At 75.4% G+C, this 17,033-nt stretch carries 22 protein-coding genes and 4 pseudogenes; 14 read left to right on the forward strand and 12 right to left on the reverse strand.

All coding sequences use genetic code 11. The features are described from left to right. The first annotated feature begins 79 nt into the window (after positions 1–79). The 3 genes from U6N30_RS11300 to U6N30_RS11310 all read left to right on the forward strand — a co-directional run bounded on the left by U6N30_RS11300 (position 80) and on the right by U6N30_RS11310 (position 1,119). Positions 80–346, forward strand: a complete 267-nt coding sequence (locus tag U6N30_RS11300) for a hypothetical protein (protein WP_324278673.1) — start codon at positions 80–82, stop codon at positions 344–346. 90 nt (positions 347–436) lie between these two features. Further along, complete coding sequence (locus U6N30_RS11305) at positions 437–733, forward strand: ArsR/SmtB family transcription factor (protein ID WP_324277383.1); 297 nt, start codon at positions 437–439, stop codon at positions 731–733. Continuing rightward, the gene (locus U6N30_RS11310; protein ID WP_324277384.1) at positions 730–1,119 is read left to right on the forward strand and encodes a VOC family protein; all 390 of its coding nucleotides are present in this window, start codon (positions 730–732) and stop codon (positions 1,117–1,119) included. Before U6N30_RS11305 ends, U6N30_RS11310 begins: the two co-directional genes overlap by 4 nt. A gap of 229 nt (positions 1,120–1,348) precedes the next feature. Here U6N30_RS11310 and U6N30_RS11315 read toward each other — a convergent pair whose 3' ends face one another. Next, on the reverse strand, positions 1,349–1,543 hold the full coding sequence (locus U6N30_RS11315) for a hypothetical protein (RefSeq protein WP_324277385.1): 195 nt from the start codon (positions 1,541–1,543) through the stop codon (positions 1,349–1,351). A 162-nt stretch (positions 1,544–1,705) separates the two neighbouring features. Here U6N30_RS11315 and U6N30_RS11320 point away from each other — a divergent pair, with 162 nt between their 5' ends. The 5 genes and pseudogenes from U6N30_RS11320 to U6N30_RS11340 all read left to right on the forward strand — a co-directional run bounded on the left by U6N30_RS11320 (position 1,706) and on the right by U6N30_RS11340 (position 4,169). Beyond that, positions 1,706–2,191: a VOC family protein gene (locus tag U6N30_RS11320; protein WP_324277386.1), complete on the forward strand. Its 486-nt coding sequence runs from the start codon at positions 1,706–1,708 to the stop codon at positions 2,189–2,191. Between the two features lie 39 nt (positions 2,192–2,230). Further along, on the forward strand, positions 2,231–2,638 hold the full coding sequence (locus U6N30_RS11325; RefSeq protein ID WP_324277387.1) for a class I SAM-dependent methyltransferase: 408 nt from the start codon (positions 2,231–2,233) through the stop codon (positions 2,636–2,638). Continuing rightward, positions 2,551–2,784: a methyltransferase domain-containing protein gene (locus U6N30_RS11330; RefSeq protein WP_324278248.1), complete on the forward strand. Its 234-nt coding sequence runs from the start codon at positions 2,551–2,553 to the stop codon at positions 2,782–2,784. The genes U6N30_RS11325 and U6N30_RS11330 overlap by 88 nt, the downstream gene beginning before the upstream one ends. A gap of 52 nt (positions 2,785–2,836) precedes the next feature. Continuing rightward, positions 2,837–2,971 carry a hypothetical protein gene (locus tag U6N30_RS11335; protein WP_324277388.1) on the forward strand — a complete coding sequence of 45 codons (135 nt, stop codon included), beginning with the start codon at positions 2,837–2,839 and terminating at the stop codon, positions 2,969–2,971. 194 nt (positions 2,972–3,165) lie between these two features. Beyond that, positions 3,166–4,169, forward strand: a pseudogene (locus U6N30_RS11340) (alkaline phosphatase family protein). On the opposite strand, the gene U6N30_RS11345 reads toward U6N30_RS11340, so the two are convergent. The 4 genes from U6N30_RS11345 to U6N30_RS11360 all read right to left on the reverse strand — a co-directional run bounded on the left by U6N30_RS11345 (position 4,097) and on the right by U6N30_RS11360 (position 6,630). Next, positions 4,097–4,864, reverse strand: a complete 768-nt coding sequence (locus U6N30_RS11345) for a sucrase ferredoxin (protein ID WP_324278249.1) — start codon at positions 4,862–4,864, stop codon at positions 4,097–4,099. The pseudogene U6N30_RS11340 and the gene U6N30_RS11345 overlap by 73 nt on opposite strands. Further along, positions 4,747–5,151 carry a hypothetical protein gene (locus U6N30_RS11350; protein ID WP_324277389.1) on the reverse strand — a complete coding sequence of 135 codons (405 nt, stop codon included), beginning with the start codon at positions 5,149–5,151 and terminating at the stop codon, positions 4,747–4,749. The genes U6N30_RS11345 and U6N30_RS11350 overlap by 118 nt, the downstream gene beginning before the upstream one ends. After that, positions 5,148–6,122, reverse strand: coding sequence for a cupin domain-containing protein (locus U6N30_RS11355; protein ID WP_324277390.1), 975 nt, complete (start codon positions 6,120–6,122; stop codon positions 5,148–5,150). The genes U6N30_RS11350 and U6N30_RS11355 overlap by 4 nt, the downstream gene beginning before the upstream one ends. A 277-nt stretch (positions 6,123–6,399) precedes the next feature. After that, complete coding sequence (locus U6N30_RS11360; protein WP_324277391.1) at positions 6,400–6,630, reverse strand: hypothetical protein; 231 nt, start codon at positions 6,628–6,630, stop codon at positions 6,400–6,402. Between the two features lie 223 nt (positions 6,631–6,853). Between U6N30_RS11360 and U6N30_RS11365 the strand changes: the two genes are divergently transcribed. The 4 genes and pseudogenes from U6N30_RS11365 (at position 6,854) to U6N30_RS11380 (ending at position 9,540) form a co-directional block, all read left to right on the forward strand. Continuing rightward, positions 6,854–7,636 (forward strand): permease, encoded by a 783-nt coding sequence (locus U6N30_RS11365; RefSeq protein ID WP_324277392.1) that lies wholly within the window; start codon positions 6,854–6,856, stop codon positions 7,634–7,636. 130 nt (positions 7,637–7,766) lie between these two features. Next, a pseudogene (locus U6N30_RS11370) lies at positions 7,767–8,186 on the forward strand (Y-family DNA polymerase); the annotation flags it as partial. Further along, positions 8,092–9,191 (forward strand): annotated as a pseudogene (locus U6N30_RS11375) (DNA polymerase Y family protein). The pseudogenes U6N30_RS11370 and U6N30_RS11375, both read left to right, overlap by 95 nt. Continuing rightward, a complete protein-coding gene (locus U6N30_RS11380) occupies positions 9,130–9,540 on the forward strand; it encodes a DUF3040 domain-containing protein (RefSeq protein WP_324277393.1) in 411 nt (136 codons plus the stop codon). Before U6N30_RS11375 ends, U6N30_RS11380 begins: the two are co-directional and overlap by 62 nt. A 115-nt stretch (positions 9,541–9,655) precedes the next feature. Here the strand turns inward: U6N30_RS11380 and U6N30_RS11385 are convergent, their stop codons facing one another. The 7 genes and pseudogenes from U6N30_RS11385 to U6N30_RS33745 all read right to left on the reverse strand — a co-directional run. After that, positions 9,656–10,654, reverse strand: coding sequence for a transglutaminase-like domain-containing protein (locus tag U6N30_RS11385; RefSeq protein WP_324277394.1), 999 nt, complete (start codon positions 10,652–10,654; stop codon positions 9,656–9,658). Beyond that, a complete protein-coding gene (locus tag U6N30_RS11390; protein WP_324277395.1) occupies positions 10,630–12,024 on the reverse strand; it encodes a TgpA N-terminal domain-containing protein in 1,395 nt (464 codons plus the stop codon). The genes U6N30_RS11385 and U6N30_RS11390 overlap by 25 nt, the downstream gene beginning before the upstream one ends. Continuing rightward, complete coding sequence (locus tag U6N30_RS11395; protein ID WP_324277396.1) at positions 12,021–12,560, reverse strand: hypothetical protein; 540 nt, start codon at positions 12,558–12,560, stop codon at positions 12,021–12,023. Before U6N30_RS11395 ends, U6N30_RS11390 begins: the two co-directional genes overlap by 4 nt. After that, on the reverse strand, positions 12,497–12,895 hold the full coding sequence (locus U6N30_RS11400) for a DUF58 domain-containing protein (RefSeq protein ID WP_324277397.1): 399 nt from the start codon (positions 12,893–12,895) through the stop codon (positions 12,497–12,499). The genes U6N30_RS11395 and U6N30_RS11400 overlap by 64 nt, the downstream gene beginning before the upstream one ends. Beyond that, positions 12,799–13,407: a DUF58 domain-containing protein gene (locus U6N30_RS11405; protein ID WP_324277398.1), complete on the reverse strand. Its 609-nt coding sequence runs from the start codon at positions 13,405–13,407 to the stop codon at positions 12,799–12,801. The genes U6N30_RS11400 and U6N30_RS11405 overlap by 97 nt, the downstream gene beginning before the upstream one ends. Beyond that, the gene (locus U6N30_RS33740; RefSeq protein ID WP_324278250.1) at positions 13,371–13,886 is read right to left on the reverse strand and encodes a hypothetical protein; all 516 of its coding nucleotides are present in this window, start codon (positions 13,884–13,886) and stop codon (positions 13,371–13,373) included. The genes U6N30_RS11405 and U6N30_RS33740 overlap by 37 nt, the downstream gene beginning before the upstream one ends. 25 nt (positions 13,887–13,911) lie before the next feature. Then, positions 13,912–14,540: pseudogene (locus U6N30_RS33745) on the reverse strand (AAA family ATPase); the annotation flags it as partial. Between the two features lie 194 nt (positions 14,541–14,734). Here U6N30_RS33745 and U6N30_RS11425 point away from each other — a divergent pair. After that, positions 14,735–15,094 carry a division/cell wall cluster transcriptional repressor MraZ gene (locus tag U6N30_RS11425; RefSeq protein WP_324277399.1) on the forward strand — a complete coding sequence of 120 codons (360 nt, stop codon included), beginning with the start codon at positions 14,735–14,737 and terminating at the stop codon, positions 15,092–15,094. A 442-nt stretch (positions 15,095–15,536) separates the two neighbouring features. After that, positions 15,537–17,033 (forward strand): 16S rRNA (cytosine(1402)-N(4))-methyltransferase RsmH, encoded by a 1,497-nt coding sequence (gene rsmH, locus U6N30_RS11430; protein ID WP_324277400.1) that lies wholly within the window; start codon positions 15,537–15,539, stop codon positions 17,031–17,033.

Here is a 17,033-nt window from a genome sequence, read left to right on the forward strand (position 1 = left end):
GCGTGCTGCGGCGGACCGGCCCGCGCGGGGTGTCGCTCCGGGCCACCGGCGCCTGGGAGCTGCCGGCGCTGCACGAGGCGTGGGAGGCCGACGGGCTGGACGGCGTCCGCGACCTGATGGCCGCCCCGGGGAGTTCACCGAGCAGGCGATCGCCGGGGCCGCGGCCTCGCACGGGCCGCGGCCGGTCGTCGTCCGGCCGGTGCTGGTCCACCCGACCGGCTTCCGGATGTCGCCCTACGCCGACATCAAGCCGGCCGGGGAGGACGCCGCGACGGCTGCTCGCCGAGCGGCGTCCGGTCCGCCCCGCAAGCTCTGGCACTCCAGCCCCGGCAGCTCCGGTCACTGACCTGGTCCCGGAACTCGGTCAGGGCAGTCCGCGAAGGGCCAGGCACCACTCCCTTGACAGGCAAGTAGAGGCTTGCATAAGACTGTGTCCGTGGACGCCGACCATGACCTGTTCAAGGCCATCGGCGACGCCACGCGGCGCACCATCCTGGACGAGCTGGCCGACAGGGACGGGCAGACGCTGTTCGAGATCTGCGGCCGGCTGGCGATGAAGCACGGCCTGGCCTCCTCGCGCCAGGCCATCTCGCAGCACCTCGCGGTGCTCGAGCAGGCCGGTCTGGTGCACACCCGGCGCCAGGGCCGGTACAAGTTCCACCACCTCGACACGAGCCCGCTGCGCTCGATCGTCGCCCGGTGGCCCATCGAACGAGAGGAACCGAACCCGTGATCCGCATCCACCTCACCAGCGTCTGGGTCGACGACCAGGCCAAGGCGCTGGACTTCTACACCGGCACGCTGGGGTTCACCCCGAAGACCGACGTGCCCGCCGGCGAGGCCCGCTGGCTCACCGTGGTGTCACCCGCGGACCCGGACGGCGTCGAGCTGCTGCTGGAACCGACCGGCCACCCGGCGGCAGCGCAGCTCAAGGAGGCCCTGGTCGCCGACGGCATCCCGTTCACCCAGTTCGCCGTCGACGACGTCTACACCGAGGTCGAGCGGCTCAAGGGGCTGGGCGTGCAGTTCATCCAGGACGCGACCGACCTGGGGCCCGTGGTCACCGCCGTCTTCGACGACATCTGCGGCAACCTGATCCAGATCGCCGCCATGAAGTAGTCGCCGGGCAGCATCGGCGCGGCCGTGGTCTCCCCGCGCCACATGCGCGGCGGTACCAGTCGTGACCGGGGTGGCCCCGCGGACCTGTGCGACCGCGACCGCCGGCCCGGCGGCGACCAGTGCCCGACCGATCACGATGGCCATGCGCAGAGGCCAGCGACGCCCCGGCCGAACCGGAACCGTGCGTTCCGCAGGGCTGCCGAGGCGGGACGAGCGGGGACGCTGCAGCTCAGCCCTCGTCGTCCTCGCCGTCGGTGGCGTCCTCGACCTCCTGCTCGACGTCGTCCACACCTTCCTCGATGTTCTGCTCCACGCCGTCGTCGACGACGTCGTCCCCGCACGCGACGGTCGACAGCGATGCCGCGGTGATGAAGAACGCGGCCGCCGTGGACCGGAGCAGGCGGGGGCGGGTGGACCTGGGCATGGGGGCTCCTCGGACGACGGGGGCTGACCCCGGACCTGTGCCCGTCGATCGCGGGGCGGTAAACGATCGCCCGATGACGCGCGGGCCGTGCACCGATGAGATCCGGTCGGCGCCGAGGTCATCCCTGCGACCGAATCCCCCGGCGCGAGGAGAGGACCAGCCATGCCCCAGCAGATCCCGTGTCTCTGGTTCGACGGCACGGCCGAGCAGGCCGCCGAGCACTACACGTCGATCTTCCCGAACTCCAGCATCGGCGACATGACCCGCTACGGGCCCGACATGCCGCCGCCGATGAAGGAGGGCGACGTCATGACCGTCGACTTCACCCTCGACGGCCAGCCCTACACCGCCCTCAACGGCGGCCCGCAGTTCCCGTTCAGCGAGGCGATCTCCTTCCAGATCATGTGCGAGGACCAGGAGGAGGCCGACCACTACTGGAACCGTCTGCTCGAGGGCGGGGAGGAGAGCCAGTGCGGCTGGCTCAAGGACAAGTTCGGCGTCTCCTGGCAGGTCACCCCCACGGAGCTCACCAGCCTGCTGAACGATCCGGACCGCGGACGGGCGATGCGCGCCACCCAGGCCATGCTGCAGATGCGTCGGATCGACATCGCCGAGATCAAGCGGGCCGCCGACGACGTCCCCGCCTGAGGCCTGTGGTCCGGGCCGGGCGCCACTAGGCTCCCTGGGGTGCCGACGACCCCCGCGACCGAGCAGCTGCCCGTCCGGACCGCCGCCGTCTGGGCCGCGCTCGACCCACTGGTCGAGGCGGGCACGCCGCTGCGCGTGCTGGACGTCGGTGGCGGCAGCGGCATGTTCGCCGTCCCGCTGGCCCGGCTCGGCCACGACGTCACCGTGGTGGACCCCAGTGCCGACGCTCTCGCCACCCTGCGGCGGCGCGCAGACACCGCCGGGGCCGGGGCTCGGGTGCACGGCCTGCAGGGCGACGGCGACCTGCTGCACGAGGTCCTGCCCGCCGCCGGGGGACACCCGCGGGATACGACCTGGCGCTGTGCCACTACGTGCTGGAGGTCGTCGACGACCCGGCTGCCACCCTCCGGGAGATCGCCCGGACGCTGCGGCCGGGCGGGCAGGTGAGCGTCGCGACGGTCAATCGCGCCGGCGCCGTGCTCTCGCGAGCCGTCGCCGGGCACCCCGTCGAGGCGCTCGCCCTGCTGGAGGACCGCGACCCCGCGCCCGGGCGGGCCAAGCCGGCCCGACGCCGCTTCACCCCCAGGACCTGATCGCCCTCGTCGAGGGCGCCGACCTCACCCCGGCCCGTGGCGCGGCGTCTCCGTGGTCGCCGACCTGCTCGAGGCGACCACCGGGGCCGACCCGCAGGCCGTCCGCGCCCTCGAGGTGGCCCTGGCCGAGGCGTCGCCCTACCGGGACGTGGCCACCGGTCTGCACGTGCTGGCCACCCGACGGTGAGGGAGCGGACCCGTCCCGGGGAGGCGGGGGTCCTCCCACCGCCGGACCTCGCCGTGCCCGCGTACGGCACCGCCACGCTGGCCGACGTGCTCCCCGGTGCCGCTACGGCGCTCGGCATCCCGGTCGGACGCGGCGACCTGCCGGCCGATCCGCTCGGCCTCACCGACGCGCTCGGCGGCGCCCGCCGGGTGGCCGTGCTCCTGGTCGACGGCCTCGGAGCCGACCTGATCCGGGCCCACGCCGGCCTCGCCCCGACCCTCGCCGCCCTCAGCAGCCCGGTGGGCGAGCTGTCCGCCCCGTGCCCCAGCACCACGCCGGTCAGCCTGGCAACGCTCGGCACCGGCCTCCCGCCCGGCGCGCACGGCATCCTCGGTTTCGTCACCGCCGTCCCCGGCGAGGAGCGGGCGCTGAACCACGTCCAGTGGCGCGACGACCCCGATCCTGAGGTGTGGCAGCCCCGGCGCACCGTCTTCGAGCAGGCCGACGCCGCCGGTGTGCCCGCCACCGCCGTCGGCCCGTACGCCTACGCGGGCTCCGGCCTGACCCGTGCCGTCTACCGCGGCGCCACCTACACCGGCGCGGTCAGCCACGGTGATCTCTGCGCCCTCGTGCTCCGCTCCCTGGCAGCCACGTCCCGGGCGCTGGTCCACGGCTACATCCCCGAGCTCGACCTCACCGGCCACGTGCGGGGGTCGATTCGGCCGCCTGGCGGGCGCAGCTGACCTTCGTCGACCGGGTGGTCGAGGAGATCGTGACCGGGCTGCCCGACGACGCCGCACTCGTGGTCACCGCCGACCACGGCATGCTCGACGTCCCCGACGGGACCCGGTTCGACCTCGACCGGGCGCCCGACCTGGCCGACGGGGTCCGGCTGCTGGCCGGCGAGCCCCGGGCGCGGTACGTGCACGCCGAGCCGGGCGCCGAGGTCGACGTCCTGCACCGCTGGCGGGAGGTGCTGGGGGAGCGGGCCTGGGTGGTCGACCGCGAGGAGGCTGTCGCCAGCGGCGTCTTCGGCCCGGTCGACGACGGCCTGGCCGAGCGGATCGGGGACGTCGTCGCCCTCGCCCGCGGGACCTGGGCGCTCACGACGCCGGAGCGGGAGCCCGGGCCGAGCAGCCTGGTCGGCTACCACGGTTCGCTCACCCCGACCGAGCTCGCCATCCCGCTGCTCACCGCCCGGGGCCGCGCACTCGGGTGACGGCGGGAGCTCAGCCTCCCGGGAGCGTCACGTGCCAGGTGCGCGAGTGCGCCGGGTGGGTGGCCCGGCAGGTGAGGCGGTCGGCCAGGGCCGACGGGTGGCTCTCCACCTCGGTGACGACGTCCCCGTCCGGACCGGCCAGGACCACGACCCAGCGTTCGATCGCCGAGCCCGGCGGCGTCTGCTGCGTGATGGAGGCCACCGGCAGGTCGTCGAGGGCGAAGAGCCCCAGTTCCCCGCGGGCGACGTGCTGGGCGGCCTGTCCTGGCGGGGGACCCCTGCACGTCCCCGGAGCCAGGGAAGGGCCACCTCCCCCGGGTGTGCGCCGCGACCAGGTCCGCGCCGTCGCCGGGTACCTGCCCGTAGTAGAAGCCGTGCGGCAGCACGAGCACGTTGGCCGCGAACCGGTCGCCGCCCAGGTGGCTGCACTCCCAGACGTCGGCCGGTCCCGGCGTCGGCAGGGCGCGGGCCAGCGGGCGGCCGCGCAGCGCGCAGCAGGCGTCGTGCCCACCGTGGGTGCACACCAGGTAGGTCGGCCCGGGCGCGGGCTCGCCGACCGACCCGTCCCACGGAGCCGTCAGCAGGTCGGCGTCGGTCGTCCGCACCGACCACCAGAGGCCCTCGCGCCCTGGGCGGCTGTCGGCATAGGCCCACCGGCGTCCCGAGTCGGCGAGCCGGTCACCGGGGCGGCGCACCAGCAGCAGGCGCACCCCTCGGCGCGGGACCGGCCGGCCAGCAGGGGTGCCACCTCGGCGTCGAACCGTGATCCGGTCAGCGCGTCGCGTCCCCAGGGGCCCGGCTGCTCGATCAGCAGCCAGCGCTGCGCCGGGGACGCGGTGGCCATCGGGGAGTCGCCGCGGGTCAGCGCCCGGACCGAGCACCGGGTGTCGTCCAGCCGTCCGGCGGGGCGGGCCGGGGTGTCGGTGCGGCAGAAGTCGTCGGACGCCGCGCTGCGCCCCGGCGCGAGATCGTCCGCCGTCACGCCGGGCCGGCGCCGGGCACGGTGGCGATCCCCTCGGTCACCAGCCGGCGCGCGAGGATGACCCGGTCGTCCGGCTCGAGGCGGGGCAGGTCGCCGACCTTCAGTTCACCCACGTCGAGGAGCCCTGCCAGCGCATCCCGCACGTCGGCCGGGAAGGAGTGCGAGCGCCGGCCGGCCAGCAGCGTGAGCCGGCCGTCCGCGGCGTCCCGCAGGCTGCACCGCAGCCGGGGGCGCAGCCGGAGCACCGTGTCGGGCCCGATCGCGGCGGCGGCGGCGGACTGGGCGAGCGGGGCCACCGGTTCGGGGCGCACCTGGGCCCAGGTCCCGGCGCGCAGGCGGTCGGCCACCTCGGTGGGGTCGACCCGGCCCAGCCACTCCTGCAGGCCGGCGACCACCGCGGCGATCTCGTCCCGGACGGAGTCGGGCTGGCTGAGGTCGAGGCCGAGGGGCAGCGAACCGCGGAGCTGCGGGTCGTCGGCGGCGAGCGTGCGGACCAGGTCCAGCGCCGACTCGGCTGCCGCCCACCGGGTCACGGAGTGGACGCCGATGGTGAGGTGCGCGCTGATCTCACCGAGGGCCTTCGCCGAGTGCAGGTACCCGCGCGGCAGGTAGAGCGCGTCGCCGGGCCGCAGCACTGCGTCGATGACCGGCTCCCGGTCGGCCGCCGCGGCCACCTCGGTGGCCCGGTCGTTCCAGGGCTGCGTGCGCAGCGGATCGCGCAGCACGGGCTCGTGGATGGTCCAGTGCTTCTCGCCGGCCACCTGGAGGACGAAGACGTCGTGCACGTCGTAGTGCGGGCTGAACCCGCGCGAGGACGGCGGGGTGATGTAGGCGTTCACCTGGGTGGGGTGGCCGAGGTCGGCGGCCAGCTGGTCGGCGAACTCGATCAGCGGCGGCCAGAGCCGGTGCAGTCCCTGGAGCACGATGGTGCTGCCGTCGGCGAACAGCCGGAGCACCGCCTCGGAGGACACCTGGTCGGCGATCTCGGCACCCGCGCCGCCCGAACTGGTGAAGCGCTTGGGGTCGACGACGGCGCCGTCCTTGGCGATGCGCAGGAAGGGTGTGCGCAGGCCGCGGCGGGAGAGCAGCTCGTCGACGTCGGGCAGGTCGAGCAGGTCGGTGAAGGAGTTGCCGGCTGACCCGCACCCGAACTCCTGGGCGCGGGTCAGCAGCGGCCGGCGGGACCAGTACCGCTCGGCGAACTCGCCGGGGTCGATGGTCGTGCACCGCCGCAGGGCCGGACGGAGCTCATGCTCCGCCCGGCCCGGGGTGGTCGGGTTCTCGGTCAGGCCGAACCGTCCGCGCCACCGTCGGCACCACCATCGGCACCACCGTCGGCACCGCCGTCGGCACCGCCGTCGGCACCGCCGTCGGCACCACCGTCGGCGCCACCGTCAGCGCCGCCGTCGGCACCACCATCGGCGCCACCGTCAGCGCCGCCGTCCGCACCACCATCGGCGCCGCTGTCCGCACCACCATCGGCGCCGCCGTCCGCCGGACCGTGGGCGCCGCCGTCGGCCGGACCCTCCGTGCTCGTCATGTCGTCGTCGTCGAGAGCCATGGCATCTCCGTCCAGGTCGATCCGGGGCTGCCGGTCGGCAGCCTCCCGTCGCTGCTTACCTCTCCCATCCTCGTCTGACACCTGGCGTCCCACCAGGGGTTCTCCGCGGGCCCGGCGGCACGAGCGACCGTGCGAGGGCACATGACGATCGGATCGCGGCTGCCCGGCGACGGGGATGCCCGCGAGCAGCGGGGAACCCCTGTCCCTGCACGAAGGGGACGGCTCGTCCCCGATCCGCAGCACGGGCACGACGCACGGGAGGAGATCGATCTCATGACCGAGAGTCGTACGCACACCGACACCACCGTCCAGGACGACGTCGCTCAGCAGAGGGTGGTCCACGAGGGGCCTGCCGAGGGCGCCACCGCCGTCGCACCGCTCGTGCAGGCGCCACCGCGCCGGGACCGGGTCCGCTGGGGGCCGGTGTGGGCCGGGCTGATCGTGGCCGTCCCGACCTTCATCCTGCTCCAGGTCGCCACGCTGGCCCTGGGCTGGTGGGACGTCGGCCCGGGGAGCGCGGGCAACAACGCGGACTGGTTCAGCGGGATCAACGGGCTGATCGCCTTGTTCCTCGGTGGCCTCACCGCCGGGGCCAGCGCGATCTGGCGCGGGTTCAGCGACGGACTGCTGCACGGCATCCTGGTGTGGGCGCTGTCGGTGGTCTCGATCGTGTTCCTGACCCTGTTCGGCGGCGGCGCCCTGCTGGGCTCGCTGGCCGGCGTCGTCACCGACGTGACCAGCATCCAGCAGGCGAACCTGCCCGACGTCGCGGCCGGACAGGCGGCCGACGTGGCCATCTCGAGCGCCAGCTGGGCGGCACTGGGCCTCGGCCTGGGCGTCCTCGCGGCCGCCATCGGCGGAGTGCTCGGGGCGAAGATGTGGCCCAGCCGCACGGACGCCGAGCGTCAGCGGGTCGCCGCCTGACCTGACCGGGATCCGCTATCGTCGACCCCGTCGTCGAACACGTGTTCGATGTCGGGGTCGACGCATGGAGAGGTGCAGCGTGCGGAGAGGCGGTGGCCGCGCGGAGGGGTGCACCGTCCTGCACGTCGACATGGACGCCTTCTTCGCCAGCGTCGAGGTGCGCCGGCGGCCGGAGCTGGCCGGGACGCCGGTGATCGTCGGCGGGCACGGCAACCGCGGGGTGGTCACCTCGGCCACCTACGAGGCCCGCCGCTACGGGGTGCACGCGGCCATGCCGACCGCCCGGGCGCTGCGGTTGTGCCCGACGGCGACCGTGCTGCCGGGGGACCTGGCGCTCTACAGCGAGGTGTCGCGATCGGTGATGGCGCTGTTCCGCTCGATCACGCCGCTGGTCGAGCCGCTCTCGCTGGACGAGGCGTTCCTCGACGTCTCGGGCGCGGGCCGCAGGCTGGGGGATGCCGCGGAGATCGGCGAGTACCTCAGGGCCCGGGTCTTCGACGAGCAGGGCATCACGTGCTCGGTGGGGGTGGCCGGCACCAAGTTCGTCGCCAAGCTCGCCTCCACCCGGTCCAAGCCCGACGGGATGCTGGTGGTCCGCCCGGGGAGGTCATGGACTTCCTGCACCCCCTGCCGGTCGGCGCGCTCTGGGGGTGGGCCCGAAGACCGAGGAGCAGTTGCTCCGCCTCGGCCTGCGCACGGTGGGCGACCTCGCGCACGTGCCGGCGAAGACCCTGCAGCGGGCCGTGGGTGCGGCCGCGGGCGGGCACCTGCACGAGCTGTCCTGGGGGCGCGATCCGCGCCGGGTGGTCCCGAACGAGCCCGAGAAGTCCACCGGGCACGAGGAGACCTTCGGCACCGACGTCGACGACCCGGCGGTGATCCACCGCGAGCTCCTCCTGCTGGCCGAGCGGACGGCGGGCCGGCTGCGCGCCGGGGGTGGCTGGCCCGCACGGTCAGCATCAAGGTCCGGTTCGCCGACTTCGCGACGATCACCCGCAGCCGCACCCTCGACGTCCCCACCGACGTCGGGCAGGAGCTCTACGACACCGCACGGGGCCTCTACGACGCGCTCGGGCTCGAGCGGGCCCGGATCCGGCTGGTCGGGGTCCGGGCCGAGCGGCTGATCGACGCCGGCTCCGCCTCCCAGCAGCTGCAGCTCGGTGCCCGGGAGCACGGCCGGCGGGAGGCCGAGCTCGCCGCGGACCGCGCCGCCCGCCGCTTCGGCGCCGGCGCGGTCCGGCCGGCAACGCTGCTGCACCGGGCGGGGCGGCCGGGCGGGCAGAGCGGGCGGGACGACCAGGGCGGATCCGCTGGTCAGCGGGCCAGGAACCGGAGCGGCCCCCGGTCGTTGCCTACCCGGAGGAGTGATCGGACGACGATCCTGGCGGGTCGCCGCACGGTCGCCTTTCGCAGTCTGCAAAGGCCTCGTATCCTCGATGTCACCGTCGGCGGGAGCCACCGACGGCCATGGCTCCGCCCACCTGGAGGTCGACGTGCCGCTCTCCGAGCACGAGCAGCGTCTGCTGGAGCAGATCGAGCGCGCCCTCGTCGATGACGATCCCAAGTTCGCTTCGTCTGTCCGTACCGGTGATCGCCGGCAGAAGGCCCGCCGCAGACTGCAGATCGGCGCCCTTCTCGTGGTCGTCGGACTCGTGGGCCTGGTCGGCGGTGCCGTCGCCCAGTCCGTGATCATCGGCGCCCTGGGGTCCCTGGTGATGTTCGCCGGGGCCGCTCTCGCCGTCCTGCACTACAAGGCCGCCACCGGCGCGGTCGAGGCCGGCAGTGCGCCGGCCGGCAACCGGAGCCCGTCCGGCCCGGGGCGTCCCGGCCGCGGGAACCGCCCCGGTCGGCAGCCGCTGAAGATCCGCCTCGAGGAGCGCTTCCGCCGGCGTTACGACCAGTAGGCCGCCGAACCCGCCCGACGAGAGCCGTCGTCCCGACGAGAGTCGTCGTCCCTCAGGGGACGGCGGCTCTCGTCGTCGGGGAGCGGGCGTCAGTCTCGTCGTCGGGGAGCGGGCGTCAGGCCGTGCGGGTCCGCCGGCGGAGCCGCAGCCGCCGCGGGACCCTCCGGGTCACCGCGGTGCTCAGCCGGTTCCCGGCACCGCTGACCAGGGACGTCGGCCAGAGCAGGGCGCGGACGCGGGCGGCACGGGGCAGGGCGCCCAGCAGACCTCGTCGGGCCGTCCGCAGCGCAGCGGCCAGCTCGGGGTGCACGCGCTGCCCGGCGGTCGGCCCGTAGCTGGCGGACTCCTCGGCCAGGGCCAGCCGCAGCACGACGTCGGCGCCCTCGCCGGGCGACCCGCTCCGGTCCAGTACCGCCCCCAGCTCGCGCGCGGTCCGACGGGGGTCCATGCGGGATTCAGCCACACCCCGCGTCCACCGCCGTGGCGGCCAACTCGTCCCACAGGTCGCCGGGCGTCCCGCTCGCGAGCCGGCGCCGGCGCTGGAGGGAACGGGCCGCGGCCGGGGCCCCCACGAGGGCTCCGGCGAGCAGGACGGCACCAACGGCGCCCAGTAGGGGCCCAGCGCGTCGTCGGCGCTCTCGCCCTGCTGTGCACCCGGCGCGCCGCCCCCGGCGAGGTCCCGCGGCGCCGAGGGGAGCGGCTGGGAGGGCGCCGTGGGGACGGCGGCCTGCGCCCGGTCGTCGGACTCGTCGTCCTCGCCGGCACGGGGCGCCCACGGCAGGTCCACGGCGCGGTCACGGGCGATCGGTGTCGGGTCGAACGGCACCCAGCCGAGATCCTCGAAGTACACCTCCACCCACGCGTGGGCGTCGTCGCTGGTGATCAGCCGGCTGCCGTCGGGCTGCTCGGTGCCCGGGGTGTACCCGAGGGCCACCCGCGCCGGCACGCCGGCCGCCCGCACCATGACCGCCATCGCGCCGGCGTACTGCTCGCAGTAGCCGCGGCGCAGGCGCAGGAAGTCCACCAGGTCGTCCCCGGTCGTCCCCGGCGAGGTGGAGAGGCTGTAGATGAACCCGTTGTCCCGGTCGGTCAGGAAGTCCTGGATGCTCCGCACGCGCTCGTAGGGGTGGTCGCCCCGGCGGTGACCTCGGCGACCTGATCGGTGACCCGCGGGTCCAGCAGCGGGAGAGCGGTGAACCGCTGCTGCGCCGGGTCGTCGGGGCTCAGCTGCCGGGCCGCGGACAGCTGGGCGAGCGTCGGCCGTGGCTCACTGGCGGCGATGGTGTAGCTGAGGCCGCCGCTGGTGACCTCGCGCCCGTAGACCGTGCCCGTGTCCGGGTCGAACCGCCACCCCTCGGCCAACCCCGGGTCCCCGTCGTCCAGGCTGACCGACTGCGGCGAGAAGAGCGTCGGCAGGAACCGGTCGTCGTGCTGCAGCGCCCGGATCGTGGCGGTGACCGGGCGGGAGGACTGGCGGGCCGGCAGTGGCGCCAGCCGGTCGTCGTCGGCGATGGACTCCTCGCCGCTGAGGTTGCTCAGCGACCAGCCGGACTGGTTGTCGTACTCGTCGATGGCGACCGCGCGCAGGTACCCGGGATCCTCGACCGAGGCCTCCAGTCGCAGCAGGTCGATCGGCTCCGGGAGGGTCAGCTGGCCCTGCATCGTGGCCACCGGGTCGATGGAGGTGCCGGTCGAGCCACCGGAGCCGCCGCCGAAGCCTGTGGCCAGCGAGCCCTCCTCCAGCGTCGGCACGAGCGACCCGAGGACCAGGCCGGCGGCCAGGGCCGCGAGCCCGATCCGCACGGCGGTCCGCCCGCCGGTGACGCCGCTGCGGCCCCCTGTGCGACCGACCGAGGCGAGCCGGCTCCGCTGGTCGGTCCACATCAGCAGCGCCAGACCCGCGGCGGGCGCGGCGAGTGCCACCAGCCCGATGCCCCCGGTGATCGTGGCCACCGGGACGCAGTACAGGACCAGCAGCCCCAGCCCCGCGAGCGTGGCCTGCCGCCCGGCCACGGTCAGCAGGTCCACGAGGACGGCGACGAGCCCGACGAAGAGAGCGGTGAGCGAGAGCAGCCCGGTCAGCGGCAGGGCGGGGGTGGCCTGCTCGCGGAGCTCGGCCGAGCCGTCGGCGAAGACGGCGACCAGCTGCTCCAGGCTCGCCGACGTCGGGATCACGCCCGCGATCGCCTCGGTGGGGGCGAAGAGGGCGGTGAGCACGGCCGAGAGGAGCAGCAGCTGGCCCACCGGCACGAGCACGACGCCGATCCCCGAGCCCCGGGACGAGGACCCTCGTCCGCGCCGGAGAGCTGCCCCGAGCGCCGCACCACCGGTGCGCAGCAGCAGCCCGCCGGCCAGGACGGTGAGGACGACGGCGAGCACCGGGCCCACCCAGGCCGCGGAGGTGTAGACCGGGCTGAGCGCGGCGGCGCCCAGGAAGGTGGCCACCGCCGCAGCCACCGCGGGACGGAGGTCCTGGTCGGTCACGCCGGCGCCCCGTGCAGATCGGCGACGCTCGTCGCCCCGGCCGGCAGAGGGCCACCCAGGTCGGCCCACACCTGCGCGACGGTCCGGTCCGCCCGGGCCACGGCCACCCGCCAGCCCGCCGCGCGCAGCAGCGCCGCGGCGTCCTCCCGCTGGGCGGCCAGGGTGCCGCGGGAGGCGGCCGACACCCGACGTCCCCGGCCCGCCACGGGGACGGCCCAGCTCTCCACGTCGGTCAGGATCGCCATGTCGGTCGTGGGGCCAGAGCGGCTGCGGATCAGCTCGACCACGTCGTCGGGGCCGACCGCGCCCAGCAGGCAGACGACCGGTCCGTCGCCGGCGGCCCGGCACACCTGTTCCACGCCGATCCCCAGCCCCGAGGCACGCGAGGGGCCGAGCGCGGCCAGCCGGTCGAGGAGGTCCTCGGCGCTCAGCCGCCCCCGGCCGGAGGTGGGCACGAGCTCGCCGGCGTCGGTCACGGCACGCAGCGCCGCGCCCCGTCGGGCCAGTTCCGTGCCGATGCTCGCCGCGGCCTCCACGACCCACTCCAGGCTGTCCGACGGCGGGGCCTCGTCGCCGTCGGGGCCGATGAGGGGGCGTCGTCACCGGCTGGCCGGCGCGGTGAGACGAGGTGGGCACGGGCCCGGGTGTCGAGGAACAGGGTGGCCTGGGCACGCCACGGTCGCTCCTCGAGCCGGACCATGAGCTCGCCGGTCCTGGCGGTCGCCCGCCAGTGCACCTTCCGCAGGTCGTCGCCCTGGCGGTACTCCCGGATGCTCACGTCGTCCTCGCCGTGCACGGCGATCGTGCGGCGGGAGCCCTCGCCGCCCCCACCGTGCCCACCGGCCGGTCCTCCGGTGCCGAGCGGCCGCACGCGGGGACGACGAGCAGCGGCGCGTTGTCGGCGCCGACGGCGCTGCGCTCCACCAGACCGAAGGGGTCGACCAGTCGCAGCCGGAGCGGGCCGAGCAGGTGCCGGCCGCGCCGGGACCCGTGCACCCGGTAGGTCACGGTCGTACCGGACCCCGCCGCGAGCCGTTCGACGACGAAGCGCGGGGAGGCTCCCAGGTCGGCGGGCAGCTGCTCGGTCAGCACCCAGAGGCCCCCGGCGCGGGTGTCGGCGTTGGTCAGCTCGAGACCCACCTCCGCCGTGTCACCGCGAGGCACGCGGGGCGGCCTCACGGTGCGGCGGACGCTGATGCGGAACCGCTGCCGGGACACCGCGACCGCGGACAGCAGCGGCAGGGCGAGGGCGAAGACCGCGAGCTGCACCAGCGGTCGCTCGCCGAGCACGGTGCCGACCAGCAGCAGCGTCCCCGCCGCGGCGACCACGCACCGCCCGCGGACGGTCAGCGAGGAGAGCACCCGGCCAGCCGGCGTCGGCACGGCGGTTCAGCGTCCGCGGGGACCGGGACGGTGGACAGGAGCTCGGTGACGACCTGCTCCGCGCCGCGCCGGCCGAGGGCGGCGTCGGCGGTCAGGAGCAGGCGGTGCGCCAGGACCGGCGCGGCGAGCAGCTGGACGTCGTCGGGCAGCACGTGGTCGCGTCCCGACAGCGCCGCCGAGGCGCGGGCCGCCCGCATGAGCTGCAGCCCGGCTCGGGGGACGCGCCCAGGCGCAGGTGCGGGGAGCGGCGGGTCGCCTCCACGAGGGCGACGACGTAGCGCCGAACGGCGTCGGAGACGTAGAGGGTGCCCACCGCGGCCACCAGGTCGCGCACGGTGGCTGCGTCGGCGACGGGGAGAGGGTCGACAGCGGGTCGGCCGTCGATCGCTCGTCGAGCATCGCCAGCTCGGCGTCCCGCCCGGGATAGCCCATGGAGACCCGGGCGGTGAAGCGGTCGCGCTGCGCCTCCGGCAGCGGATAGGTCCCCTCCATCTCCAGCGGGTTCTGGGTCGCCATCACCATGAACGGCCGCGCCAGCTCGTAGCTGACGCCGTCCACGGTGACCTGGCGCTCCTCCATGCACTCCAGCAGGGCCGACTGCGTCTTGGGGAGGCGCGGTTGATCTCGTCGGCGACGACGATGTTGGCGAAGACCGCACCGGGCTTGAACTCGAACGCCCGGGACTCCTGGTCGTAGACCGCCACCCCGGTGACGTCGCTGGGCAGCAGGTCGGGCGTGAACTGGATCCGCCGCACGGTGGCGTCCACCGAGGCGGCCAGTGCCTTGGCCAGCGTGGTCTTCCCGACGCCGGGCACGTCCTCGATCAGGAGGTGGCCCTCGGCGAGCAGCACCACCAGTGCCAGCCGCACCACGTCGTCCTTGCCCTGGACCACCCGGCCGATGTTGGCCGCGATGCCGGCCCCGATCCCCGCGACGTCGACCGACGGACCGGCCGCCCCGTCGGCGGTGCGTGTCGCCTCCGTCACGTCCCCACCGTACGTGGCCGGACCGGATCGGCGCCGCGACCGCGCCCTGCTCCCCACTGCGACCCACGGGGAGGCGCATGGCCGCCCGCTGCCCAGGGCGGTCGGCCGGCGTGCGCACGGCTGGGTGGGAGTGGGGGAGCCGGTCACGACACGGCGTCGAGTGGTGTCCAGTGGGGGCTGGTGGGTTACTGTGTCGCCCGGTGGGGAGGCAGGGACCGACCAGGGGTCGCTGCGGAGCCAGTGGAGGACAGATGCAGGGGTGATCCGGTGTTCGTCGGCAGCTACCCCTGCGCCTCGACGAGAAGGGCCGGCTCGCCCTGCCCGTCCGCTTCCGCGAGCAGGTGGCCGACGGCATGGTGATCAAGAAGGGCCAGGAGCGCTGCATCTACGGCCTCACCATGAACCGGGTCGCCGAGCAGAGCGCCGCGATGGCCGCCATGGCCCCCTCCGACACCGCCCGGGCACGCATGGCCGCCCGGATGAGCTTCGGGTCGATGGTCGAGATCGAGCCCGACAAGACCGGCCGCATCACCATCCCCGCGAGCCTCCGCGAGTACGCCGGGCTGGACCGCGACGTCGTCATCGTCGGCGTGGACACCCGCTTCGAGATCTGGGACGCCACCAACTGGGAGGCCTACGTGGCCGAACTGGAGGCGGCCTACGCCGACCTGGAGAGCGAGGGGATGCCGACCTTGTCGTGATCCCCGGGAACGCCCGCACCGTTCCGGTGCACCGCCCGCTGCCGACGGGCGCACGAGGACATCGGCGTTCGAACCGCCTTCCCCGCGGCTCGACCGCCCGGGCCCCAGCCGCCTTCCCCGCGGCTCGGTCCCACCGCCCTCGTTCCGCACGGGCAGCAGGTGGGCGGACCATCCCCGCCCCCGCGGGAGCCACCTGACGCTCTTCCCCGACGCCAGGCGGTCCCCGCGGGGGCGGGCCCGCCCGAACCGGACGGCTCCGGCTCCACCCGGCCCCACCGTCCCCACCCCGCCCCACGATCTCCACCCCGCCCCACCACCCCACGCCGAACACCTCGCCCAGCCAGCCCCACCCGCTCCACCGGAACCGCCGCGTCCCGCCCCTGGACCGGACGCGCGGCACCATCCCGGGAAGCAACCCCGGACCGTTCGAGAGGCAGTGACGATGAGCAGCACGGATGCTGCGGCGCCCGAGCCCGTGGGTGCCCCCGTGCACGTGCCCGTCCTCCTCGACCGGGTCACCGAACTCCTCGCGCCCGCGTGCGCTGCCGACGGCGCCGTCCTCGTCGACGCGACCCTCGGCCTGGCCGGGCACTCGCTGGCGATGCTCGACGCCCACCCCGGCCTGCGCCTGATCGGCCTGGACCGCGACCCGGACGCCCGGGCCGAGGCGGCCCGCCGCATCGCCGCCGCCGGCCACACCGAGCGCGTCACGCTCGTCCCCGCCGTCTTCGACGAGCTGCCCGACGTGCTCGCCCGCCTGGGCGTCGACGAGGTCCAGGCGATCCTGTTCGACCTCGGGGTCTCCTCGCTGCAGCTCGACCGCCCCGACCGCGGCTTCAGCTACTCCGCCGACGCGCCCCTGGACATGCGGATGGACCCGACGACCGGCCGCACCGCCGCGGACGTCGTCAACACCTACCCGCCCAAGGAGCTGGCCCGGGTCCTCCGGGTGTACGGCGAGGAGCGCTTCGCCTCGCGCATCGCCGCGGCCATCGACCGCGAACGCGCCCGCGAGCCGTTCACCGGCACGGGGCGCCTCGCCGACCTGGTCCGCGAGGCGATCCCGGCCGCCACCCGCCGCACGGGTGGCCACCCGGCGAAGCGGACCTTCCAGGCCCTCCGCATCGAGGTGAACGACGAGCTGGGCGTCCTCGAGCGGGCGCTGCCGGCCGCGATCGACGCGCTCGCCGTGGGTGGCCGCGTCGTCGTCATCACCTTCCACTCCCTCGAGGACCGCATCGTCAAGCAGACCCTGGCCGCCGACGCGGTCGACCGCACCCCGCCGGAGTTCCCCTGCCGGTGCCGGAGCTGGGCCCGGTCCTGCGCCTGCTCACCCGGGGCGGCGAGGCCCCGTCGGCCGACGAGCTCACCGCCAACCCCCGGGCCGCGTCCGCGCGTGTCCGTGCCGCCGAACGCATCCGGAGGGCCGCATGACCCGCGCCACCGCCCGAGTTTCCGGCACCACCCCCGCGTGCGGCCGGGCCGCGCGCCGCGTCCCCGCGGCTCGCCTCCCCGCGCACCGGCTCGCGGGTCGCCCAGCGCCCCGACCTGCGCCTGCTCCCCGGGGAGCCACCGCGCGACCACGGGTCCGGCGCCGCGGGCGCTCCGTCACCCCCGCGCCCCCTTCGTCCTGCTGGTCGTCGCGATGCTGGTGGGCACCACGCTGGGCCTGCTGATCCTCAACACCGCGATCGCGGTCGACTCGCTCAAGGCCACCGGGCTCAGGGCGGAGAACGCCGCCCGCGCGCAGCAGGTCCAGCGTCTCGAGCAGCGCGTCGTCAGCGGGGCCACGCCCGCCGAGATCGCCGCCGCGGCCGTCGCGGCCGGACTGGTCCCGGCCGGCCCGGCGGCCTACCTCGTCATCGATCCCGACGGCGGTTCCGTGCTGCGCGGCACCCCGGCGCCCGCCGAGGCGCCGGCTGCCGCGGACGGGGACTGA

This window comes from Blastococcus brunescens (genome assembly GCF_035320885.1).
GTDB lineage: Bacteria > Actinomycetota > Actinomycetes > Mycobacteriales > Geodermatophilaceae > Blastococcus_B > Blastococcus_B brunescens.